Raw genomic sequence first — 23218 nt, 5'->3', positions numbered from 1 at the left:
TTATCTCTCCGAGCGGTCGAATTGTGATGATCCCGGGCGGCGGCGGTAGATCTCTACCTTGCCGCCCGGCGCAGGGCTGTGGTGGTCGGGGCGCGACACCGCAGCGGCAGGGGTCGCAGCTGTGCTGCGCGCCGCCATGGACGACAGGCGCGATGCAGGGCGCAGCGGCGGAAGCGGGGTTTGCGTGACGGTTTCGGGCATACGTGCAGCGCGCGCGGCGTCCTCCAACTGGGACAGCAGTTTGCGCAGGGTATCAGATGTGGATTTGTCGGCAGTCGCGCTGCGGGTTTTCGCGGGCATGCTGGCCGGGCTGACGGGGGCATGGCGCGCGGGTTGCGATTGCTGCGCGGCGCGTGACACCAGCGCGTTGATATCCAGCCCCGACACCTGCGCCGCCGATTGCGTGCTTGCCGCTTTTTGCCGGACCGTCACCACGGGGGGCGTGACATGTGCGGTGGGGGGGGCGGATTTGGCCGCTTGGGCAGGTGCGGCTTTGGACGCGCCACCGCCCAGATAGGCCGCCTGCACCGCCGGGTCATTGCGCAGCACATCGGCGCGATCTTCGCGCAGGATTTCGCCATTTTCCAGCAAATAGCCCCGATCGGCAATTCCAAGGCTAAGGCGGGCATTCTGTTCCACCAGCAAAATGCCAAGCCCCGCTTCGCGCACGGCCTTCAGGTTCTGGAACAATTCCTTGGACAATAGCGGCGACAAACCCAACGAGGGTTCGTCCAGCATCAGGATTGTCGGGTTTGACATCATCGCGCGGCCAATGGCGACCATCTGCTGTTCGCCGCCGGACATGGTGCGCACAGTTTGCCCCGCGCGTTCGGCCAGTTTGGGGAACAGGTCGATCAGGCGGTCGTAATTGGCCTGCGCATCTTCGCGGGCGCGGTTGGGGTTTGCGCCTAGCATCAGGTTTTCGCGCACGCTCAGGTCGCCAAACACGCCGCGCCCTTCGGGCACCAGCGCCACCCCGCGTTCCACCACCTTATGCGGGGGCAGGCCCAGCAGTGCCTCGCCGTTCATGGACATGGTGCCGGTGACGCGCCCTTCGCAAATGCCTGCGATGGATTTCAGAACCGTGGATTTGCCCGCCCCATTCGCGCCCAGAATGACGACAATTTCGCCCGGTTTCGTGCTTAAGCTTACCCCGTCCAGCGCGCGGTGTTTGCCATAGGTGACATTTAGGCCATGCAGTTCAAGCATCTTCATCAGCCCCCAGATAGGCGCGGATGACATCGGCATCCGACAAGACATCGGCGGGTGTGCCTTCGGCGATTTTGGTGCCAGATGACATGACCACGCAGCGGTCGCACAAGCTGCGGATGGCGTCCATCACATGTTCCACCAGAATGACGGTGCGCCCGTCGTCGCGCAAGGACCGGATCAGGTCTATCCCGGTTTGCAATTCGGTGGGGTTCAACCCGGCCAGCCATTCATCCAGCAACAGCACTTCGGGTTCGCAGGCCAGCGCGCGCGCCAGTTCCACCCGTTTGGTGTTGATATAGGTCAGCGACGACACCGGCACGTGCATGACGGCCCCAAGGCCCACACGTTCCAGAAGGGTGCGGGCATAGCGCTCGGCTTCCGCCTTCCAGCGGCGGCGATGGCCGAATGCGGCACCCGCCACGACATTTTCAATAACCGTCAGTTCCGGCAGCAGGCGCACCAGTTGGAAGGTGCGCGCAACCCCCATTTGCGCAATGCGATGCGCAGGTTTGCCCGCCACGTCCTGCCCATTCAGCCGGATCATGCCCGCGCTGGGCGGAAATGTCCCCGAAATCATGTTGATCATCGTTGACTTGCCGGACCCGTTGGGGCCGATGATGCCCAGAACCTCATGCTCGGTCACATCAAAATTCATGTCATTCACGGCAACCAGCCCGCCGAATCGCTTGGTCACATTGCGCACTTCCAGAACAACGCGTGCCATTTACTGCCCCCCTTGCCCGAAGCGGTGCTTTAGCCGCGCCTGAAGGCCGACAACCCCGCCCGGCAATACATAAACGATCAGCAAAAATGCCAGACCCAGCAGCAACAGCGTTTGGTTGGGGGCGTGGCGGGAAATGAACTCCCACAGCAGCGTAAACGGAATGACCCCCGCCAGCGGCCCCCACAAACGCCCCGTCCCCCCCAGAAGCGCCATGATCACCACCTGAAAGGACAGGATCGGCGCAAAGGCTGTGGATGGTTCGATATAGATGTAGCGTGGCGCCAGCATGGCCCCCACGGCCGCCGCCGCAGCGCCCGACACCATGAACAACAGCACCTTGGCGAGTGCCGTGTTGATGCCCGAATGTTTGGCCACGGTTTCGTCATTGCCGATGATGCGCAGCGCAAACCCCAGCCGCGAGCGACCGATCAGCCAGCCCACCAGAAACACCAATGCGGCCATGCCCAGCAACTGCCAGTAGATGTGACTTTCGGTGATGGATGTCAGAACATACATGCCGCGCTGGCCTGTGCGGTTTTGCACCCATGTGACCAACTGGCGCACCAGTTCCGCAAGGCCCAGTGTGAAGATGACGAAATACACCCCCGACAGGCGCAGCGTGACCATACCGACCAGCCCCGCCAGCCCCGCGCCCAGTACAGCCGCAATCACGGGAAGCGACCAATAGGGCATGGTCTGAAACCCGTAACCCGTTACAAAAGTGCCAAGCCCGAAGAACGCCGCTGTCGCCAGAGAGATGTAATGCGTAGGGCCGGAAAACAGCGCCCAGCTGGTTGCCAGCACCGTAAACATGGCCATAGTTGTGGCAATCGACAGAATATAGCCTGTGTCATAGAAGGGCAGCAATGCCACCACCCCGAAGGCCAGCGCGGACAGGATCAGGTTTCGGATTTCGCGCATGCTCATGTTGGTTTCTTTCCGAACAGGCCCTGGGGGCGGAACAGCAGCACGCCCAGAAACAGCACATAGGCCGCCGCCAGCGTCAGGCCGGGGTCAATCACGCGCGCCACGAAGGTTTCGGCGATCCCCAGAATAAGTGCAGCCACGATTGTGCCGCGAATATCGCCCACACCGCCCATGATGACGATGATCAGGGCCTTCATGGTGAACAACACCCCCACGGATGCATCCAGTGTGAAGAACATTGAAATCAGCGCCCCGCCGGTTGCAGTGACCGCGCCCCCCAACCCGAAAGCCAGTGCCGATACTGCGGTGACATCAATGCCCACCAGCCGCGCGGACTCCGGGCTGACTGCGACGGCGCGCATGCGCAGACCGGCGCGTGTGTAACTTAGCCACAGCCACAGCCCCGCCGCGATAAGGGACGCGATGCTGAAGGCAACAACGCGGTTCTGCCCGTAGGAAGACCCGAAAATATCAACCCGTTGCGCAAGGTAGGAATAGTTGAAATACCCGCCGCCGAACATCCAGCTCATGATGCCGACCAGCGCGAAGGACAGGCCGAACGTGGCCAGAATGCTGTCAACTTCCAGCGCGCCGCGCGATTTGGCACGCTTGACCAGCGGGCGCAGCATGATCCGGTAAATCAGCCAGTTCACCACAAACGCCACAGGTGCCACCACAATCAGCGCGGCAATCGGGCTGACCTGACCGGCAGTATAGACCCAGAACGCGGCAAATCCCCCGGCAACCAGCATTTCGCCATTGGCCAGATTCATGATGCGGGCGACGCCATATTGCAGGTTCAGGCCCATCGCGATCAACGCATAGGTTCCGCCCAGCAACAGGCCGGTTATCAGGATGAAAAACATTCTTGTTCCATTCACGACGTGTCAGGCAGGGGGGGCAAGGGGCGCGCATTGGCGCCCCCGCCGCGTGGGCTGGTCTATCAGTCCCAGCCGTCTTTCAGGATGACATCGGACACCCCGTCACGCCCGCGCGCAGCAACCCCGCGGAAAACGCCGTCCTGCCACTGGCCGACAGTCCAGTAGCGTTCATTGTCGTTCATGTCGTTGAACTGCACAGGGCCAAGCACCGTTTCATATGTGTTGGAATTGTCCTGCAGGTATTCCATGACCACAGCGCGGTCTTTGGACCCTGTCGCCTCGATGGCCTGGCCCAGAATTTCAAGGGTCGCATAGGTTGATGCAGATGCCCAGAAATCCGGTCCTTGTCCGTTCAGGTCCTGATGCGCCGCCGCGAAGGCCGCAAAAGCGGGGTCATCAGGGTTCACACCGCCCATGCCCATGACGCCTTCGGCCTGTTGGCCAAAGCGCCCGTAATAGGATGGAAACGCGGTTGCGACAGCCGTAAAGAATACTGACGGCGAGAAATCCTGCACGATGGACTGATCGGTCAGCGCGAATGTATCGCCGGGATAGGACCATGCGATAAATGCGTCAGGGTTGGCGGCCTTGGCCCCGTCGATGATGGGCGCAATATCCTGCGTGCCCAGCGGGTAGGATGTCTGATAGACAATCTCGAACCCGTTATCTTCCAGAACAGCGCGGGAAATACCGGCCATTTCAATGCCGAAAGCATCGGCCACATTGACCAGGGCGACGCGGTTGCCAATGTCACCGGATTCGCGCAGGTCTACCAGCACCTGGGCGGTATCTTCGGCCATGACACCTGTGCGGCCCAGCACGAAGAACATGCCGGGGAATTGCGCCGACAGTTCGGGTTGTTGGTTGGTCACATTGGTGCCGGTGATCTGCGGATAGCCAAGCTGGCTGAAGATCGGCGCCGCAGCAAGGTTCAGACCTGTTGAATAGGGCGCGACCATGAAATCCACACGGTCCTGTGTTGCCAGACGTTGCGCGGCCTGAATGGCCTGTTGCGGGTTGGTCTGGTCGTCGTATTCGATCAGTTCAATCAGTGCTGGACCATCAGCAAGCTGCAAGCCGCCTGCCTCGTTTGTCTGATGCACCCACAGGCGCACAGCGGGCCAATGTGTGACATCTGCACCACCTGCAAGCGGGCCGGTTTTTGGCGCCGCTGCCCCAAACTTTATAATATCCTGGGCAGATGCAGCCCCAAGACTACCCATAACCACCGCCAAAGCGGCAACTGTTGTCATCAGTGATCTGCGTTTCATGTTTGCTCCTCCCTGAAACATGGCACTTCTTTCTTCAGGCGGTCGGGGGCAGTTTGCGCTGGCCCTTCCCCCTTCTGACCGGCCCGTAGGCCGGTCATTGCTGGACCTTCTTCAGTCCAAATATGTATACAAGATGCACTATTAGATGATGCGATCAACCCCAAACCACAAGAAAACCGGCAGAAATGTACACATAAATCACGTGCTTGGCAGACCTGTCAGCCCCGGCCCATCATTGTGTTGGGCAGATATAGTGCAATGTCCGGGAACAGGATCAGCAGGAACACACAAACTGCCATCGCAATCCAGAACGGGATGATCCCGCGATAAATTTTGCCCAAGGGCACATGCTGGGCCACGCCTTTGACGACAAACACATTCATCCCCACTGGCGGGCTTATCAGCCCCATTTCCACCACGACAACCATGATAATGCCAAACCAGATGGGGTCATAGCCCAGCGTTGTGATGATAGGCAGCACAATGGGCACTGTCAGAACCAGCATGGCAAACCCTTCCATGAAGGTGCCAAGCACGATGTAGACGGCAATGATGATCAGCAAGATGGCCAGCGCAGGCACGGCCAGCTCCCCGATCGCTGTTGCAAGGTTCATCGGAATGCGGGTCAGGGCCAGAAATGGTGCGAAGAAATGCGCGCCAATCAGGATGAAGAACACCATCGCAGTGGTGCGGATCGTGTCCAGCAACGCCTTGAAGAACCGCTGGATCGACAGGTTGCCGGACCATAGCGCATGCAAAAACGTCAGGAACGCCCCCACTGACGCAGCCTCGGCCACGGTAAAGACACCTGTGTAGATACCGCCGATTACGATCGTTACAATGAAGATCAGCGCACCGGAGTTGACAAGAACCTTCAGGCGTTCGCGCATGGGTGTCCGCGGGCCTACTGGGCCGGCAGCGGGGTTCAGCGTAGTCACAACAATGACCGTGGCGATGAACAGCAATGTCAGCAGCAAACCCGGCAGGAACCCCGCCAGAAACAGCCGGCCCACGGATTGTTCTGTCAGCAAGGCATACACAATCAACACAGTGGACGGGGGAATCAGAATGCCCAAAGTCCCGCCCGCCGCAATTGATCCGGTGGCAAGCCCTGCGTCGTATTTGTAACGCTCCATCTCCGGCAAGGACACTTTGCCCATAGTGGCCGCCGCCGCGATGGACGACCCCGACAGCGCGGCAAACCCCGCACAGGACAGGATCGTTGCAGACGCAAGCCCCCCCCGCCGGTGCCCGACCCAGGAATAGGCGGTCTTATACAGCCCGGTGCCCATGCCCGACACTGTTGCAAACGCGCCCATCAGCACGAACAGGGGCACAACGCTAAGGCTGAAAACTGCCGAATAGGAATACGGGAACGCCCCAAGCACATTCATTGCCGCTGCGGGTGAATTCAGCACCGCAATTCCGCCTGCGCCGACAAGTATCATTGCAAGCCCGATTGGCATGCGTATGGCAAGCAGCCCGAACAGCGCTGCAAAGCCGATTAACCCGGCCATCAAGGGTGTCATGAATTGTCCTGTCTGTCTTTAGTCTGTCCGGCCAGTGCCTTGGCCGCTTCCAGCAATAGCACCATGGAAAACAGCCCGGCTGATATTGCTACTGCGAACTGGAACGGGTGTTTGGGCACGCGCATCATATTCGTAATGTCGCCCCAGCGCAGGCTTCCGGCTGCATAAAGATAGGCGCGCCACGCGATAAAACCCAATAGCGCGGCCCCCGTCAGATGCACCAGCACAGTCAGCCAGCGCATTGACGGGTGGTCCAGCCAGCGTGCGAAAATATCAACCGAGACATGTCCGCGCACAATGGCCGTATAGGGCAGGCCAAAGGCAACGATCAGCGACATGGCAAGTTCGGTCAGTTCATAGCCGCCCCGGAAGGGGCGACCAAAGAAGTAGCGCATGGTGATTTCATAAATCACCAGAAACATCAGCCCGACCAGCACCAGACCGCCCGCATACGCGATAAGCCGCAAGAACCGTTCGAACCAGCGTTCGATCTGTGCCAACATAAGCTTGCCTTAGTCTACGCTGACGCCGGCAACGGCCAGCATGGCACGACCGTCGATGCCCTGCGCTTCCATTTCCTCAACCCATTGTGCATAGATCGGGGACAGGGTTTCAAGGATGCGCGCCTGTTCTTCTGCAGACAGTTCGATCACTTCCTTGCTGGGATCATTGCGCACGAATTCAACGCTTTCATCGGCGCGGTCCAGATAGGCTTGTGTTGCCTTCTGGCTAAGCTCGATCCCGGTCAGGCGGTCCAGAAGGGCCTGATGTTCCTCGCTCAGGTTGTTGTAGCTGGCCTCATTCATGACGACCGTGAATTGCGAGCGTCCAAAAATCGGGCCGGGAATGGTGTAGTAATTCGCAACTTCATGCATCCGGAAATCAAGAATGGTGGTGAAAGGGACCATTGCCCCGTCAATCACGCCGCGTTCCAGCTGGGGATACAGTTCTGTAATGGGCATGGCGACAGGGGTGCCGCCCATTTTCTCAATCTGGCCTGCCTGCGCCGCAGAGGGTGAGCGCAGGATCATTCCCGCGATGTCATCCATGGAACGCACCGGCTTTTCGCGGGTGTAGATGCCCGCATCATCCGCCGCCCAAAGGGCCAGAACCTTCAGCCCGTCAAATTCGGGGTCCAGATAGCCGTTTTCCAGAAGGTTCCACATCAGATCTGTGGTTTCAATGCCGTCCTGCGCAAGGCCGGGCAGTTCAATCATCTGGGTGCGCGGGAATTGTGGTGATGTGTAGCCCGGCAAGCTGAACACCATGTCTACGGTGCCTTCTTGTGCCTGACGGATCAGTTCGGGCGCACCGCCGCCAAGTTGCATCGACGGATACAGCGTCAGCGTCAGTTCCCCGTTCGATTCCGCCTCAATCTCGGCAGCAAGGGGTTCCAGAATGTTGGTGTAGATGATGTGGCTTGGCCCCACAAATGTATGCAAACGCAATTCTGTCTGCGCCAAGGCTGGAATGGCAGAAATAAGCCCTACACCCAGTGCAAGACCCGCAGTCGACGCGCGCAAAGCGCCTTTAAGACGGTAAATGTTATTCATGATTTCCTCCCTCTGTGGCCGCGACGCCCGATAAGTTATCTGGGCGATGGCACCATGTCGATGTATGCATATGTAGTTGCGGAATTCAAATATAGCGATGCATGATAGTCATTGATTTCGCTATAAGGTCATAACCATGACGCAAAGTTCTAGATTCGGCCAGATGCAATGCGCATGGATGATTCTTCAAGAAACTCAAGGAAATTCTGTTGCAGGCGGTTGGGCAAGGCGGAGCTAAGCGTCGTAATTCCAATGACCCTGTGCGCCTCTTCCAGTGGGAAATCCAGTGGCACCAACAAACCCTGAGTGTATTCATAATCGATCTGACTAAGCGAAATAAGCGTCAATGCGTCAGATTCCATCAGCAAGCCGCGCACGACAACAAGCGAACCCGTTTCCACATGGCCGCGACCGGGATCTTCCAGCCCGTGCTGGGCAGAAAGCCGTTCAAAAACGTGGCGGGCCGGGGCGTCGCGGCGGGGCAGTATCCACGGAAACCGCGCCAGTTCGGCCCCTTGCACTTTGCACCCCGCCAGCGGATGGCCTGCGCGTGCCACGATGCACAGTGAATCCTTGAAAAGCGGGCGTTCCTGCACGCCCTTTGGCCGATCCTGGCCGCGCAGCGCACCAATGATGAAGTCGCACGCGCCAAGGCGCATTTGCTGCACCAAGGCATCATAGGCCCCATCCACGATTTCGATTCGTGCCGCAGGGTGGCGCGACATAAGGTTCACCACAGCGCGCGGCACAAGCTGGGTGCGCGCCAGTGGCAGCGCCCCGATGACGATATGGCTGTCAAACACCCCTGCGCGTTCGCGCAGTTCGGCCTGCGCCAGCGTGATTTCGTTCAGCGCAAGGCTGGCTTGTTCCGCAAGGCGCTGTCCTGCCCCCGTCAAAGAGCGCTTTCGCTGCCCCCCCTCGAACAGGGGCACCCCGATAATGCGTTCAATGTCACGGCACGCCCGCTGCACCGAGGATTCCGCCTGCCCCAGTTTACGCGCCGCCGCCGCAAAACTGCCCGATGTTGCAAATGCGGAAACCGCCCGAAGTTGCGCTGTGCTGGCATAGCGCACCAGCGCATCGCCTGTTTGCGCGCGGTCAGCGGGTTTTCGTCCTTTCAGGTTTGGCCCGCTTGCGCGCAGGTGTTCCAGCGCCCTGCGCGCACGCTGAACAACAATGTCGCCTTCGGGGGTTGGTGTCACGTTATTGCCTGACCGTTCAATCAGGCGCGCGCCGAACACCTCTGACAGTTTTGCCACGGCCTGCGATGCTGCGGGCTGCGATATATGCACCTTATTGGCCGCTGCAGTTAAAGAACTTTCGCTGATTGCCACATCAAGCAGCCGTAGATGCCGCAAATTTGGCAATGAAACTGTGGATATGTCTTCTGAAACAAGATTACGCGTGTTCATCCTGTCCCCCTTGCGTTGTAGAATTCAAACCTGCACCATGCTATAAGGAAAATGCAATGATAACTTGTTATGTATTTTCCGTTGATCAAGCAAGGCGCTGTAGTTAAACATAATAATATCGCGTCCATCATAGACTATCGGGGTGTTTTGTTGTCAGTATGCGGGCTTGCAATCACTGCGCCAGCGGTTGATCTTATGCGCAATTGCTGGCTTCGGGGGGGATGGCGGTGTTAAGTATCGTGCTGGCGGTTCTGGCTGTTGCCTTGGGTGGTGTCATGAAGGGCGCAATCGGCGCAGGCGTTCCGATCATTGCCGCGCCTGCCCTGACAATGGTGTTCGGCGTGCAAACCGCCGTAGCGATTCTGGTTGTTCCGAATTTGTTAAGCAACGTATGGCAGGCATGGTCCTATCGTGACAAGGCGCTGTCGCGGCGGTTTCTGGTTTTGTTTGCGGGCGGCGGGATGCTGGGTGTCCTTTTGGGCACTTATTTGTTGGCGTCGCTGCCACAGGAAACGCTCTCGTTGATGGTTGCCGTAGCGGTGCTTGGGTATATCGCGCTGCGCGTGACCAAACCGGATTGGGTGTTGGGCCGTGCGCAGGCAGAAAGATATAGTGGTGTGGCGGGAACCATGGGCGGCTTGCTGCAAGGGGCCACAGGAATTTCTGCCCCCGCGTCGATTACCTACCTCAATGCCATGCGCCTGCCGAGGGAGGCGTTCATCGGCACAGTGTCGATTTTCTTTGTGACGATGACTGCCGTTCAGATACCCGCGCTTTGGTCAGTGGGCATCATGACAGGCGAAAGGCTGGTCATGGGGTTTGCGGCCTTGGGCATTGTTTTCGTGTTCATGCCGCTGGGCACATGGCTGGGGCGCAGAACATCGCCCAAGGTGTTTGATGTGACAATGCTGGTTGTTCTGGGTGTGATTGCCGCCAAAATCCTGATTGAAACCCTGTTCTGACATGATCCGCAGGTTGTGCCACGATGACCCTGATTGAAATCTTCCTGCCTGTTTTCGCAGTGATCGGACTTGGCTTCGTGGCCATACGAAGCCGCTATCTTGACCCTGCCACAGTGCAACCTTTGGGAACGGTGGTTATTCGCGTTGCGCTGCCCGCGCTGATTTTGCTGGCGCTGACCGGTGCGCCCGCACAGGTGGCCTTCGATACCGGGTTTCTGCTGGCCTATGCTGCGGGGTCGCTTGCAACCATGCTGATATGCATGGCGGTCGCGCATTATGTTCTGGCACTTTCGCGCAGTGTGACGGCGATTGTGGGGCTGGCGGTTTCCATGGCCAATAGCAGTTTCATGGGGTTGCCTATTGCCCAAACGTTGATGGGTGCGGAGCAGGCAACGCTTATTCTGGCCCATTGCATGATTGTCGAAAACGTCCTGATCCTGCCGCTGGCCTTGGTGTTGATTGCGTTGGCCGGTCAGGGCGATGTTGGACAAACGCGCCAGAAAATCGTTACAGACATGTTGCGCAACCCGCTGCTGATTGCGCTTCTTGTCGGGGTGGCTGTGTCGTTTTCCGGTGTCGCGCTGCCCGATGTCGCCCGCGACACGCTTGCATTTCTGGCGCGCATTTCCGCGCCGCTGGCGCTGCTGGTGATCGGGGGCATGCTGGCCAGCCTGCCCGCACAGGGGCGCATGTCCGTTGTTGGCCTGATGGTGGCGGGCAAGCTGGTTTTGCACCCGATGGCGGTCTGGGGGGCTGTGGGCCTTTTCCCCGGTATGGGGGCGACAATGGCGGTGGGGGCGGTGCTTTTTTCTGCCATGCCGATGATAACGATCTTTCCGCTTTTGGGGGCGCGTGCGGGGCAAGGACAGCTTAGTGCATATGGGTTGTTGGTGGCGACAGTGTGCAGCTTCGCGACGCTTCCGGCCGTTGTCTACGTGCTGGGCCTTGCCTGAGCCGCAGGGCTGGAGCCACAGTTGAAACGACAGGGGGCCGCATGGCGTCAGGCCCCGCAACCGCAGGAGGAGGATGTCATGGACAAGCCGCAAGTTTCGGCAGGGGCGGCGCTTCTGGCGCGCCTTAAAACGGTTGGGGTGGATTACATCTTTGCCAATTCCGGCACGGATTTTCCCCCGATTATTGAGGGGCTGGCCGAAGCCACCGCCAAGGATATGGCGCTGCCGCATGCGCTGACCATCCCGCATGAACATGCGGCCATGGGCATGGCGCATGGGTATTATCTGGCCACCGGACGCGCACAGGCAGTTATAGCCCATACCGATGTGGGCTTGGCCAATTGCGCCATAGGGGCACTGAATGCCCATGTGGAAAACGTGCCCATCTTGTTGTTTTCCGGCCGCACGCCGACTGTCGAGCAGGGGCGTTTCGGGGCGCGGACCGTGCCCATCGGATGGGGGCAGGAAATGCGCGACCAGTCATCGCTGGTGCGCGAAGCCAGCAAATGGGATTATGAACTGCGCTTCCCCGAACAGGTGCCCGATGTGGTGGACAGGGCGCATGCCATCGCGTCATCCACGCCGAAAGGGCCGGTATATGTGTCGCTGCCCCGCGAAGTGCTGTGCGAAGCCTGCCCGTCAGAAGGGCTGGATTTGCCGCCGCGCATGCGCGCGCATGGCGCCCATGCGTCCCCTGATGAAATTGCCGAACTGGCGCGCTTGATCGCGCAGGCCGAATTCCCCGTGATCTTCGCGCAACATGGCGCGGGCGATGCGCAGGGTTTTGCGGCGCTTGACCGGATGGTGCGGGATTGGGCGATACCCGTTTGCCAGTATTGGGCCAACCGGCTTGCCTTGGCCACAGATCACCCCATGGCCTGCCCTGCTGATGGCGGCCCCTTGCTGGCGCGCGCTGATCTGGTCATTTGTCTGGATGTGTTGGCCCCGTGGATGCCCGCTGCGCATGAACCGCGTGCAGATGCAACAGTCGTCCAGATTGGTCCGAACCCGTTGTCGCAGCGCACGCCAATCCGGAATTTCCGCGCTGATATGGCCATATCAAGCGACACGGCGGCCGCGATTCTGGCGCTGGACCAGGCCTTGCGCGCCTATACTGCCGGTCCGGGCGTTGCTGCGCGTTTCGACGAGATTGCCGCCAAAAACGCAACGGCACGCAATGCCGCGCTTGCGGCGTCAGTGCCCGATGATGCACCCGGCATGACCAAGCTTCAGATCGCGCGCATGGTGTCCGATGCGTTGCAAGATGACGATGCAACCATCTTTTCTGAACTGGGCTGCCCGATGGCACCCATGCACCTGACGCATGCGCAGGCATGGTTTCAGGAACCCCACGCAGGGGGGCTGGGCTGGTCACTGCCTGCGGCCATGGGGTTGCAGCTGGCAGCGCCCGACAGGCTGGTTCTGGCAACGATGGGGGACGGGACGTATATGTTCGCCAACCCTGTTGCCTGTCACCAGATTGCAGAGGCGCTGAACCTGCCCATCCTGATATTGGTGCTGAACAACAATGAATGGGGCGCGGTGCGTCAATCAGTGGTGGGGCTATACCCTGACGGCTATGCCGCGAAGGCCAATCAGGTGCCGCTGACGGGCCTTGCGCCCAGCCCCGATTTTACACTGGTCGCGCAAGCATCGCGCGCGCTGGCCCTTCGCGCGGGTGATCATACGGAATTCGCGCAGGCCCTAAACAAGGCGCTGGACCACATCCGCGCGCGCAAAGGCGCGGCATTGATAGATATAAAAACGCGCCCGTGACGGCAGTCGCCCGCTGCATTGCACAAGGCCCCGAACATCGCGTTCGGGGCCTTGGTGTTTTGCGAAATGCGGCGTCCCCTGTCAGCCCCCGGATAAGGGCATGATGCGGTCGGCGCGGAATGTGTCGGCAAGGCGCGTCAGCGTGACGTTCTGAACCACGCCCCCACTGAAGAACGGGTCACCTTCGGCAAAAGCGCGGGCATTCTCTTCGCTATCGGCCTGCAATATGCCGAAATTGCCAATGCCCTGCCCCGCATCGTCCCAAAGCGCGCTTCCGGTCAGCACCACCGCCAACCCCTTGCCCCCCGATGCCACCCATTCCCTGTGTTTCGGGCGCAATGTGTCGCGCATTGCTGCGGCTGCGGGCCCGTTATGGTGTTCGCAGATCATCAGAAAGAACATCAGCGGCAATTCTCCAGCAACACCATTCCTGCGCCTGTCATCGATGCGGGGGCGAAATAATGATCATATAGCGTGGTGACGGTTTCATCCATGCACCCGCGCATGACCAGCCACATGATAAGTTCAGCCCCTTCGGACCCGAATTCTTGCACATATTCCTCTCGGGTCATGTTGCGGTAGCGTTCGGGATTGGGTCCGATATGGGCAATCCACTCGCGGTCGGCAGCCGGGTTTATGAACCCCGCGCGCGCGCCCTGCAACTGATGCGACAGCCCGCCTGTGCCCATGACCAGCACTTTCTCATTCGTGGGATAGCTTTCAATGGCGCGGCGCAACAGGCGCCCCAGATCCCACATGCGTTGTGGTGTTGGAATCGGATACTGGATTGTATTGATCAGAATGGGCACGACCTTGACCGGCCATGCGTCCGGCCTGCCAAAAACCAGTTCCATCGGCACTTGCAAGCCGTGGTCCACATCCAGTTCGCGGCAAAGCAGCGGGTCAAAATGCCCCTCGACCATGCAATCGGCCAGGTGCCACGCGAAATCATCAGCGCCCTGAAAATCAGGCACAGGACGCGGCCCCCACCCTTCATCTGCCGGGCGGTAGGTGTCGGCCACGCCAAGCGCCAGTGTTGGTACGCGGTCCAGAAAGAAGGAATTGCCATGGTCGTTATAGATGACCACCGCGATGTCGGGTTTGTGATCTGCAACCCACTGTTGTGCGGGAATATAGCCATCAAAAAACGGCTTCCATTCGTCGCTGTTGCGCAACCCCTTATCCAGCGCCGCGGCGATGGACGGAACATGGCTGGTGCCCAGCCCGGCAAGCAGTTCAGCCATTTGTCACTTTTCCCAATCGTGTGTCCAGAAATTCCTGAAGGCCCATGCCCGCCTGCGCGGCCCCGATTTCACGAATGGGGGTCGGGTCTACCGCTGAAATTTTCAGAATATAGAACAGGTTGCCGCCCAACCGCACCATTTCGGCCCAGTCGCGGGTTTTCACGGCAGCGCGTTGTTGTGGCGTAAGGGCGTAGCGGTCCAGATAGGCATCTTCATCCGCGATGAAGGCCGCGCGCCCGTCAGGCGTGCTGAGGCCCATCGCCATCTTGTTCAGGGCATAGCCCCCGTTCGCGCGCGCGCGGTCGAACAGCGGGGTGTCTGGTATGCGGTCTGCATCAGTCATCAGGTGGCCTTTTGTAAGTCTGGGGACAAGCTGCGGACCCAACCGGCCAGCAAACCGGCAACGGCTGCGGGTTGCTCGACGGGTGCGAAATGGCCTGCATCTTCCACGATTTCCAGCCGTGCCTGTGGGCAAAGCTGCGCAATCGCTTCGTGCTGCGCGATTGGGGACCACTGGTCTTGTCGCCCGACAACCAACAGCATTGGGCCGCCAAACGCCCCGATTGTTGCGCTGGCATCAGGGCGGCCCAGAAGCGCGCGCATCTGGCGTTCGTGAATTTCAGGTGTCATGCGGCAGACCATGCGTGTCAGCCCGTCCATGACATCGGGATCGGGCGTCAGCCCTTCGGCCATCATGCCGGGCAACCATGCCCTGGCCAGCCCGTCCATGCCGCGATCATAGGCCATATCGATCATGGCCTGACGTTTTGCGTCTTCGCCATCCTTGCGGGGGTGCATGCCGGTGTTCAACAATGCCATGGCGCGAATGCGGTCAGGGGCGATATGGGCCATTTCCATGGCAACACGGCCACCCATGGAATGGCCGACAACCACCAAGGGGCCATCATGGCGGTCCAACAGGTCGCGCGCCATGTCGGCAATGCTGGTCTGCAGGGTAACATCCGCCACTGTTACGGGCAGGCCATCCAATGCGGCCAGCGCCGCGTTCCAGACATGGGCATCACAAATAAGGCCCGGTATCAACAGGATTCGGGTCATACGCAGTCCAGTCATGTTTGCAAAAGTGGTATGACCGGCGCCCAAAGGCGCCGGTCTGGCAGATCAGCTGCTTTTTGAACGCCAGCTGTCGGCGTAGTTTTCGCGCGCTTCGCTTGCATAAGGCGTGGGTGAAACCCGAACACGGATTTCGGTCTGCTGATGCGCCTCGGTCGAGGTTTTGCCCGTTGTTTCCGGCTCGCCCCATTTCATGGTCAGCACATCACCAACCTGAACCGATTGATCCACCACACCAAGGCTAAGAACACAGCGCTCATTGAAGCTGTAGCCGTTGAACATGGACATACCCACCATCTTGTCGCCATGCATGACCATATCGGCGCTGGAGGACGCATAGTTCGGCTGCGGAAAATCGATCCACTTGTAGGGCGTGCCTTGTTCAAACGCGGAGGCGATGACTTTCAGCACGTCTTCGCGGTTCCATTCGAACGTGACTTTCTTGCGGTTGGACGCCGACCCCTTCATCGCTTCCAATGCGGATTTACCAATGAAATCCGGCTTCTTCCAACCGATATAGAAGTCATATCCCAATTCGAACGGGTTGACATAGTAATCTTCGATATTGTCGGAAACGAAGCTGCCACCAATCGCGCCGGATGCTTCATAGCTGTCAGCACCCAGCCAGTCGCGGTAGTCGGCCAGCATGCCGTCGCCAGTGTAGATGCCCGGCAGGGGCGATGGAATCCAGCCGGATTCCAGTGTGTTGGTGGAATAGGCGCGGCTGCCGCATTGCACCAGATCGACGCCTGCATCGCGCGCGGCTTGCAGGATGGTGGAGTGGATGTAATCCTTATCCTTATACGGACCCCAGATTTCCAGACCCGGTGCACCGGACATACCGTGGCGCAGGGCTTGCACTTTTTTCGATCCAATATTGATCCAGTCAACATGGAAGAACTTGATGTCCTGAACCGGGCCACCATTCATCTTTTCAAAGATTTTCGGTGCGTCCGGTCCCTGAATCTGGAAGCGGTAATGTTCGCGCAGGACGCGTTCCCCTTCGGGGCGCGACGGGCTGCGCGGGTCGTAACGCAGGCGCACATTCCAGTTGCCATGCGCGGCGCAGAACATCAGCCAGTTTGATGTCGGCGCGCGGCCGACAAGGATGTATTTGTCTTCACGCTCGCGGAAAATGATGTGGTCGCCGATGACATGGCCATTGGGTGTGACAGGGACGTAGTGTTTCGCGCGGTTCAGGTCGAAATTGGCAAAGCTGTTGATGCCGTGATGGGACAGGAATTCGGTTGCCTGCGGCCCTTCGACAATCAGTTCGTCCATGTGGTGGCTTTGGTCGAACAGCACGGCGGACTTGCGCCAGGCTTCCTGTTCTACGCGCCAGTTGGAAAATTCGGGCGCAACCACGGGATAGACATACATCCCGATTTTGGAGTTGCGCAGCATTTGCACCGGGTTACCGGCAGCCGCCATTTTGGTCGCAAGGCTTTGTGTCATCTGAAATCCTCCCAGAAGCATGATGTATACATGAAACTAGAGAATATGCAGCGATATGCAAGTCAAAACCGCAAGTGCAACGGCGGTTTTCAAGTTTCATGTATACAGAAAGCAGGCGTTAGCTGGACAAAAGCGCCAGACTGGGCACCCCCTCGCGCAGGGCGGCTTCTTGCGAAAGCAGGTATTCCACGTTTCGGCGCGCTGCGCGGGCATGTTCGCGCGCAAGTGATTCGGCGCGCCCGCTTTCGCGGTGTGTGATCGCGTCGATAATGGCGCGGTGCTGGTCCTGCGCCGACCCCAGCGTTTTTTGCAGGGCTTCTATGCGCGTGTGATCATCCAGAAACGCCGAGGGCGAGGCAAAAGGCAAGGCCGTTACCCGCGCGATTTCACGTTGCAAAATGTCGCTGCCACTCATGCGCGCAAGAAGGGAATGGAATTCACTGTTCAGCGCCGAATATGCATCTAAATCAATAATTTGATCTAGTACGATGCGGTCAATTCCGCGCAGGATGTTGTGTGCATGGTCCAGCAGTGGCGCATCCACGCCGCGTTCTGCTGCATAGCGCGCGGCGGTTCCTTCCAGAACGCCGCGCAAATCGATTGTGTCGACAACATCGGCCAGTTTGAAGCTGCGCACAACAAACCCGCCGCCCTTGGCGCGGTCCAGCAAAGTTTCTTCTGCCAGTTGCGACAGGGCCGCGCGAATGGGCGTGCGCGAAATGGCCAGTTCTTCGGCCAGCGCAACTTCGAACAGGCGGGTGCCACCTGGCAACTGCCCGCTAAGAATGCGTTGGCGCAGGGTGATCAGGGCGCGCTGGGCATGTGTTGATGTGCCGGTCTGTGCGTCCATTGCTTCCACCCCTGTTGCGTATACATGCCTGTCTTGCTGTGCTACATACTCATGTATACATGCTGGATGGGCCTTGGTGCAAGCTTTGATCTGGCTGATGGTTCTGGCGCTGCCCAAGAATAAGCCCCTGGTGTGCTTGAACACACCAGGGGCAGAATATGGCAGTCTGCAAAAAGGTTCAGCCGGGTATCAGTTGATAAGCCCCGCATGGCGCATGGCGGCGTCCATCATGATTTTGGTCGCATCCGTCAGGCCCAGAAGCGGCAGGCGCACGTCTTCGCGGCAATGGCCCAGCCGCGACAGCCCGTATTTGGCCCCCACCAAACCGGGTTCGGCAAAGATGGCGACATGCAGCGGCATCAACTGGTCGTGGATTTCCAGCGCGCGCGCATGGTCGCCCGAAAGGCTGGCTTCCTGAAACTGTGCGCACAGGCGCGGGGCAACATTGGCGGTCACGGAAATGCAGCCAACGCCGCCTTGCGCATTGAAGCCCGGCGCAGTGGCATCTTCGCCCGAAAGTTGGATGAAATCGCGCCCGCATGTCATACGTTGCAAGCTGACACGTTCCAGTTTGCCGGTTGCATCCTTGACCCCGATGATGCGCGGCAATTCCGCAAGGCGGCCCATGGTGTCGGGCGTCATGTCCACGACGGACCGGCCGGGAATATTATAGATGATGATCGGCAAGTCGCAGCAATCATGCAGTGCCTTGAAATGCGCGATCAGCCCTTCTTGCGTGGGTTTGTTGTAGTAAGGTGTCACCACCAGCGCCGCGTCAGCGCCGACAGCTTCTGCATGACGCATGAAGCCCATCGCCTCTAGGGTGTTGTTGGACCCTGCACCGGCAATAACGGGCACGCGCCCGGCAGTGGCCTTGACCACTTCTTCAATCACCAGTTTATGTTCATCATGGCTAAGGGTGGGGCTTTCGCCCGTGGTGCCAACAGGGACCAGCCCGTGTGACCCTTCAGCAATTTGCCAGTCAACCAGCGCATGCAGCGCGTCAAGGTCAAGCGCGCCGTCCTTCAGCGGTGTGACCAGTGCCGGAATGGAGCCTCTGATCTGCATGCGCGCCTCCTTGTTTTGGTGGTATCGGTTAACTGCCGACGCCGGCCTTTCGCAAATGTGTGTTGTGACTGTGTCACAGGCGGTTAGAACTAACGGCGGGTATTTTCAAGGTGAAAAGAGGTTCTTGATATGGTGCGAGTGGGCAGAATACGCAGGAAAACCAGTGTTTCGGCCTGGATGATGGCAGGGTGTCTGGCGCTGGCCGGGTCCGCTGCGCAGCCGCAAACCACCCCCCCCCCATCGAGAGAGGCGGGAATTCTGGCCCTTGCCTTGGCGCAGGCCGCATCGGGGAACTGGGCCGAGGCCCGGTCCCTGGCCGCCACCAGTGGCGATGTGGCACAAACCCTTATCACTTGGCAGGCCCTGCGCGACGGGCAGGGAGATTTTGCCGAATTCGTGGCGTTCCTGGAACAACGCGGCCATTGGCCCTTGGTCAACACAGTTCAGCGCCATGCCGAAGCACTGCTGCAAGACCGCAGCCCGACTGAAATTCTGGCGTTTTTCGACTCCCGCGCCCCCCTGACTGAGGAAGGGCATATTGCCCTGACACTGGCCCTGCGCAACCTGAACCGCACGGAGGAAGCGCGCGACATGGCGCGCGACATCTGGGCAACTATGCCACTTGCCCCCGAAGCAGAGGCACAGTTGAACAGTGCTTTCGGCCCGTCCTTGCGGGCGTTGGACGAGGCGCGCGTGGACATGTTGCTTTGGGCGGGCGACAGGCAAGGGGCACAGCGCCATCTGGCGCAACTGAGTGACGAACAGCAGCGCGTGGCGCGCGCGCGCATCGCCTTGCAGGACCGCGCCCAAGGCGTGGATGCACTGGTTGCCGCCGTGCCGGGGGCCTTGTCGCATGATCCGGGTCTGGTGCGCGACAGGTTTGAATTCCGCATGCGGGCGGGAAATCCCGACGGGGCAGGGGAATTGTTGCTTGCGCAATCGCGCCATCCCGCAGGTCTGGGACAGGCCGACGCATGGGGCGCACGGCGCGTGTTTTTGGTGCGCACCACCATGTCAGACGGTGACTATCAGCGCGCCTATGATCTGGCCACCCCACACGGGCTGGATGACGGGCTGCATTTCGTTGATCTGGAATTTCTGGCGGGGTTCATTGCGCTGGTGCACCTGGACTTGCCTGAAACGGCATTGGGTCATTTCCGTGCCCTGCGCGTGCGTGTGAACAGCCCCATCAGTCTGGGTCGTGCCGGATACTGGGAGGGGCGCGCACATGAGGCGCTGAATGATCCCATCTCGGCGCAGGCGGCGTATGAATTCGCGGCGGAACACCAAAGCAGCTATTACGGCCAGCTTGCGGCGGACCGGCTGGGCCTGCGGCTGGATGCGTCCTTGCTGGCTGGCCCGGACTACCCGCATTGGCGCGATACGGATCTGGCACAGTCCGACCTTCTGGAAGCTGCGCTTTTGCTGCGCGACGCCGGGCAATGGCATGAAGCGCGCCGCTTTGTGCTGTTTCTGGCGCGGCAACTGGAAACAGAAGCGCAACTTGGCGCCTTGGCGGATTTCATGCTGGCGCTGGGGGAACCCAATTTTGCGTTGAATGTGGCTAAAATTGCCGTGCAATCCGAAATTGTGCTGCCGCGCGCGTATTTTCCGGTCACCGATCTGGCGCAGGCGGGGTTTGATGTGCCAATGGACCTGATCAAGGCGATTGCGCGGCGCGAAAGTGAATTTGACGCCGCCGTTGTCAGCCCCGCCGATGCGCGCGGCCTGATGCAGGTTCTGCCCGGCACAGGCCAGATGATGGCGCGCAAGTTGGGCGTCCCGTTCGAGCCAGCGGACCTGACGCGCAACCCCGAACTGAATGCCCGTCTTGGCGCGGCGTATCTGGATGAATTGCGCGCGGAATTCGGCCCGTCGCTGGCGCTGGTGGCGGCGGGGTATAACGCCGGACCGGGCCGACCACGCCAGTGGATCGAACGCCTGGGCGACCCGCGCGACCCATCTGTTGATTTTGTCACATGGGTTGAAAGCGTGCCCTTCGCAGAAACGCGCAATTACATCATGCGGGTGGCCGAATCGCTGGTCGTTTATCGCAGTGTTCTGGCGGGCACACCGCAGCCCATTGGCATGGAAGCCCTCATTCGTGGCAGATAGCGCGGTCAGGTTACGGCGATGCCGATTGCCACGCCCACCATCAGCACGCCCGCAATCTTGTTGGTCAGTGCCAGCGCCCTGCCGGATTTCAGCAGGTCGCGCACCTTGCCGATTGCCAGCGCCATGCCCAGGTTGCCCAGCATTGGAATCAGGGCTGACACGGCCAGAATCGCGGCAATATCGGCGGGGGTGATGCGTGTCAGGTCAAAGAAGCCTGGCAACACGCCCATGTAGAACAAGATCGCTTTCGGATTGGCCAGAATGACAGTCACCCCCGCCAGAAACCCTGCCATATGGCCGGGGCGTGTCAGGCGGCTGTCAGCAGCAATGCGGCCAGTCGCATGGCGAATCAGCTGCACGCCCATGACCAGAAACATGGCCACTGCGACCCATTTCATCAATTCCAGCAGATCGCCATAAAGCGTCAGTATCCATGACAGCCCGAAAATGGCGGCAAGGGGCCAGAACAGGTCCCCAAGCGCGACACCGACGGCCAGGGGGGCCGCAGATGCAGCACCGCCCGACATGGCGCGCGCGGTCAATGCCAGCCAGACCGGGCCGGGTGTCAGGAACAGGATGACAATCGCGCCCGCGTAAAACAGCAGTTCCATAAGGGTAATCGTCATGGGGCTTCTGGCAGGGTCAATGTGCCATCCTCTGACAAGGGCCAGAACGGGTTATGCGCCACTTCCCAAACATGGCCGTCAGGATCGGCATAATAGCCGGAATACCCGCCCCAGAATACGGGTTCGGGGTGTTTCAGGGCGTGTGCGCCAGCGGCCAGCGCGGCGGCAAACGCCGCGTCCACATCGGCGGTGGTATTGAAATTCTGCGCCAGCGTCATGGCCCCGGAGCCAAGCGTGGCGCCAGCGCGGCCCTGATCCTTGGCCAGTTCCTTGCGCCCGAACAGGCCCAACGCAAGGCCATTCATCTGGTAAAACGCAACGCTTTCCTGTGCTTCGGCAGGTTTCCAGCCCAGTGCCTGATAAAACGCACGCGCGCGTGGCAGGTCGTCCACGCCAAGGGTAATCAGGGTCACACGTTGAACAGGCAAGGTCATAGGGGGCTTTCTGACAGGTGTGAACGCCCGTCTGCGTCCGTCACGGAAAAATGCTGCGCACGCGCTGCAAGGTCGACAAACAATTCGCTTCCGGTTCCCGTCATGAAGGCCTGAACCCGCAAATTGCAGATGGCATCATAAAGCGCGGCGCGGCGGCCCGCGTCAAGATGCGCGGCCACTTCGTCCAGTAATAAAAGCGGCGCAGTGCCAGTTGCTGCCAATGCGCGTGCATTGGACAGAATCAGTGAAATCAGCATGGCCTTCTGCTCTCCGGTGGAACATTGGGCGGCGTCCATGTTCTTGGCGGCCCAGACAGCGCGCAAATCGGCGCGGTGGGGGCCTGTCAGACTGCGCCCTGCGGCCATGTCCTGACGCCTGCCGTCAGACAGGGCACGCGCCAGTCCTGTTTCCTCATCGGGCGCGGCGCAATCAAGGGTCAGGTCGGCTACGGGAAAAGGGCCTGTGTGGTCAGCATGGCCCGCCAGTGTTGCGATAACGGCGCGCCGGTTTGCACTGATCTGCGCACCCGCCTGCGCCATCTGGGTTTCCAACGCGCCATACCACGCGCCGTCACCCACATTGTCGCGCAGCAACCTGTTGCGTTCGCGCATGGCTTTTTCATAGGTCAGAACCTGCGCGGCGTGATCGGGGTGAAAACTCAACACCATGCGGTCCAGAAAACGCCGCCGTCCTTCGGCCCCTTCCAGCCAAAGCCTGTCCATGGCGGGGGTCAGCCAGACCATGCCCAGCAAACTCGCCAGCGCAACCTGTGGGGCGGCTTTATCATCAATGCGCACCTGTCGGGATTGTCCGGGTTCTGCCCATGTCTGAATATTGCGCGCCCCATTCGGGGTTGCGAGTTCGGCAGTTATTTTCCACCCCAGCGCGTCGGGTTTGCGCGACAGCTCGTCAGGGGGGGCACGCCGCAAGCCGCGACCGGGTGACAACAGCGATACGGCTTCAAGCACATTCGTTTTACCCGCCCCGTTGGGACCGGACAGCGCGACGGGCCTGCCGTCAAAGGAAATTTGCGTGCGCTTGTGTGACCTGAAATGCGACAGTGTCAGCGATTGGATGAAAACACTCATGGTCCAGCGGTAAAAAGAAATACTGGACAATGCCAGCAAGAAAAAGCCCCGCACTGGCCCGCCT

23 protein-coding genes are annotated in these 23218 nt (G+C 59.8%); 4 read left to right on the top strand and 19 right to left on the bottom strand.

Features of this window, described 5'->3' with window-relative positions:
• The 9 genes from ACTZWY_RS17310 to ACTZWY_RS17270 form a co-directional block, all read right to left on the bottom strand.
• A complete protein-coding gene (locus tag ACTZWY_RS17310; RefSeq protein ID WP_444791961.1) occupies positions 1 to 1215 on the bottom strand; it encodes an ATP-binding cassette domain-containing protein in 1215 nt (404 codons plus the stop codon).
• On the bottom strand, positions 1202 to 1936 hold the full coding sequence (locus ACTZWY_RS17305; RefSeq protein WP_444791960.1) for an ABC transporter ATP-binding protein: 735 nt from the start codon (positions 1934 to 1936) through the stop codon (positions 1202 to 1204). Before ACTZWY_RS17305 ends, ACTZWY_RS17310 begins: the two co-directional genes overlap by 14 nt.
• Positions 1937 to 2863 (bottom strand): branched-chain amino acid ABC transporter permease, encoded by a 927-nt coding sequence (locus ACTZWY_RS17300; protein ID WP_444791959.1) that lies wholly within the window; start codon positions 2861 to 2863, stop codon positions 1937 to 1939. It abuts the gene before it with no gap.
• Entirely contained in the window at positions 2860 to 3729 is an 870-nt protein-coding gene (locus ACTZWY_RS17295) for a branched-chain amino acid ABC transporter permease (RefSeq protein ID WP_444791958.1), read from the bottom strand. Before ACTZWY_RS17295 ends, ACTZWY_RS17300 begins: the two co-directional genes overlap by 4 nt.
• 77 nt (positions 3730 to 3806) lie before the next feature.
• Positions 3807 to 5015, bottom strand: a complete 1209-nt coding sequence (locus ACTZWY_RS17290) for an amino acid ABC transporter substrate-binding protein (protein ID WP_444791957.1) — start codon at positions 5013 to 5015, stop codon at positions 3807 to 3809.
• 218 nt (positions 5016 to 5233) lie between these two features.
• Complete coding sequence (locus ACTZWY_RS17285; protein WP_444791956.1) at positions 5234 to 6544, bottom strand: TRAP transporter large permease; 1311 nt, start codon at positions 6542 to 6544, stop codon at positions 5234 to 5236.
• A complete protein-coding gene (locus ACTZWY_RS17280; protein ID WP_444791955.1) occupies positions 6541 to 7047 on the bottom strand; it encodes a TRAP transporter small permease in 507 nt (168 codons plus the stop codon). Before ACTZWY_RS17280 ends, ACTZWY_RS17285 begins: the two co-directional genes overlap by 4 nt.
• 9 nt (positions 7048 to 7056) lie before the next feature.
• Positions 7057 to 8097 carry a TRAP transporter substrate-binding protein gene (locus ACTZWY_RS17275; RefSeq protein ID WP_444791954.1) on the bottom strand — a complete coding sequence of 347 codons (1041 nt, stop codon included), beginning with the start codon at positions 8095 to 8097 and terminating at the stop codon, positions 7057 to 7059.
• Between the two features lie 149 nt (positions 8098 to 8246).
• Entirely contained in the window at positions 8247 to 9509 is a 1263-nt protein-coding gene (locus ACTZWY_RS17270) for a LysR family transcriptional regulator (RefSeq protein WP_444791953.1), read from the bottom strand.
• A gap of 221 nt (positions 9510 to 9730) precedes the next feature.
• Between ACTZWY_RS17270 and ACTZWY_RS17265 the strand changes: the two genes are divergently transcribed.
• The 3 genes from ACTZWY_RS17265 to ACTZWY_RS17255 all read left to right on the top strand — a co-directional run bounded on the left by ACTZWY_RS17265 (position 9731) and on the right by ACTZWY_RS17255 (position 13200).
• Positions 9731 to 10471 carry a sulfite exporter TauE/SafE family protein gene (locus ACTZWY_RS17265; protein WP_444791952.1) on the top strand — a complete coding sequence of 247 codons (741 nt, stop codon included), beginning with the start codon at positions 9731 to 9733 and terminating at the stop codon, positions 10469 to 10471.
• 23 nt (positions 10472 to 10494) lie between these two features.
• Positions 10495 to 11424 carry an AEC family transporter gene (locus tag ACTZWY_RS17260; protein ID WP_444791951.1) on the top strand — a complete coding sequence of 310 codons (930 nt, stop codon included), beginning with the start codon at positions 10495 to 10497 and terminating at the stop codon, positions 11422 to 11424.
• A gap of 78 nt (positions 11425 to 11502) precedes the next feature.
• Positions 11503 to 13200, top strand: a complete 1698-nt coding sequence (locus tag ACTZWY_RS17255; RefSeq protein WP_444791950.1) for a thiamine pyrophosphate-requiring protein — start codon at positions 11503 to 11505, stop codon at positions 13198 to 13200.
• An 81-nt stretch (positions 13201 to 13281) separates the two neighbouring features.
• Here the strand turns inward: ACTZWY_RS17255 and ACTZWY_RS17250 are convergent, their stop codons facing one another.
• From ACTZWY_RS17250 to dapA, 7 genes are all read right to left on the bottom strand, one after another.
• Positions 13282 to 13602 carry a YciI family protein gene (locus ACTZWY_RS17250; RefSeq protein WP_444791949.1) on the bottom strand — a complete coding sequence of 107 codons (321 nt, stop codon included), beginning with the start codon at positions 13600 to 13602 and terminating at the stop codon, positions 13282 to 13284.
• Complete coding sequence (locus ACTZWY_RS17245) at positions 13602 to 14444, bottom strand: class III extradiol dioxygenase family protein (protein WP_444791948.1); 843 nt, start codon at positions 14442 to 14444, stop codon at positions 13602 to 13604. Before ACTZWY_RS17245 ends, ACTZWY_RS17250 begins: the two co-directional genes overlap by 1 nt.
• Complete coding sequence (locus tag ACTZWY_RS17240) at positions 14437 to 14787, bottom strand: extradiol ring-cleavage dioxygenase (protein WP_444791947.1); 351 nt, start codon at positions 14785 to 14787, stop codon at positions 14437 to 14439. Before ACTZWY_RS17240 ends, ACTZWY_RS17245 begins: the two co-directional genes overlap by 8 nt.
• Positions 14787 to 15503: an alpha/beta fold hydrolase gene (locus ACTZWY_RS17235; RefSeq protein WP_444791946.1), complete on the bottom strand. Its 717-nt coding sequence runs from the start codon at positions 15501 to 15503 to the stop codon at positions 14787 to 14789. Before ACTZWY_RS17235 ends, ACTZWY_RS17240 begins: the two co-directional genes overlap by 1 nt.
• Positions 15504 to 15566: 63 nt before the next feature.
• The gene (gene ligM / locus ACTZWY_RS17230; RefSeq protein ID WP_444791945.1) at positions 15567 to 16973 is read right to left on the bottom strand and encodes a vanillate/3-O-methylgallate O-demethylase; all 1407 of its coding nucleotides are present in this window, start codon (positions 16971 to 16973) and stop codon (positions 15567 to 15569) included.
• A gap of 118 nt (positions 16974 to 17091) precedes the next feature.
• Entirely contained in the window at positions 17092 to 17823 is a 732-nt protein-coding gene (locus ACTZWY_RS17225) for a GntR family transcriptional regulator (RefSeq protein WP_444791944.1), read from the bottom strand.
• A gap of 189 nt (positions 17824 to 18012) precedes the next feature.
• Complete coding sequence (gene dapA, locus ACTZWY_RS17220; RefSeq protein WP_444791943.1) at positions 18013 to 18891, bottom strand: 4-hydroxy-tetrahydrodipicolinate synthase; 879 nt, start codon at positions 18889 to 18891, stop codon at positions 18013 to 18015.
• A 129-nt stretch (positions 18892 to 19020) separates the two neighbouring features.
• Here dapA and ACTZWY_RS17215 point away from each other — a divergent pair, with 129 nt between their 5' ends.
• Entirely contained in the window at positions 19021 to 21006 is a 1986-nt protein-coding gene (locus ACTZWY_RS17215; RefSeq protein ID WP_444791942.1) for a transglycosylase SLT domain-containing protein, read from the top strand.
• A 5-nt stretch (positions 21007 to 21011) separates the two neighbouring features.
• On the opposite strand, the gene ACTZWY_RS17210 is transcribed toward ACTZWY_RS17215, so the two are convergent.
• Genes ACTZWY_RS17210 through recF form a run of 3 tightly spaced genes read right to left on the bottom strand, consistent with a single transcriptional unit; the run spans position 21012 to position 23154 of the window.
• On the bottom strand, positions 21012 to 21632 hold the full coding sequence (locus ACTZWY_RS17210; RefSeq protein ID WP_444791941.1) for a LysE family translocator: 621 nt from the start codon (positions 21630 to 21632) through the stop codon (positions 21012 to 21014).
• Positions 21629 to 22060: a VOC family protein gene (locus ACTZWY_RS17205; RefSeq protein WP_444791970.1), complete on the bottom strand. Its 432-nt coding sequence runs from the start codon at positions 22058 to 22060 to the stop codon at positions 21629 to 21631. Before ACTZWY_RS17205 ends, ACTZWY_RS17210 begins: the two co-directional genes overlap by 4 nt.
• A 2-nt stretch (positions 22061 to 22062) precedes the next feature.
• Positions 22063 to 23154, bottom strand: coding sequence for a DNA replication/repair protein RecF (recF, locus tag ACTZWY_RS17200; RefSeq protein ID WP_444791969.1), 1092 nt, complete (start codon positions 23152 to 23154; stop codon positions 22063 to 22065).
• Positions 23155 to 23218 lie beyond the last annotated feature (64 nt).

Origin of the sequence: Roseinatronobacter sp. NSM (assembly GCF_052379845.1) — a bacterium.
GTDB lineage: Bacteria > Pseudomonadota > Alphaproteobacteria > Rhodobacterales > Rhodobacteraceae > Roseinatronobacter.
This window is presented reverse-complemented; position numbering and strand designations above follow the sequence as displayed.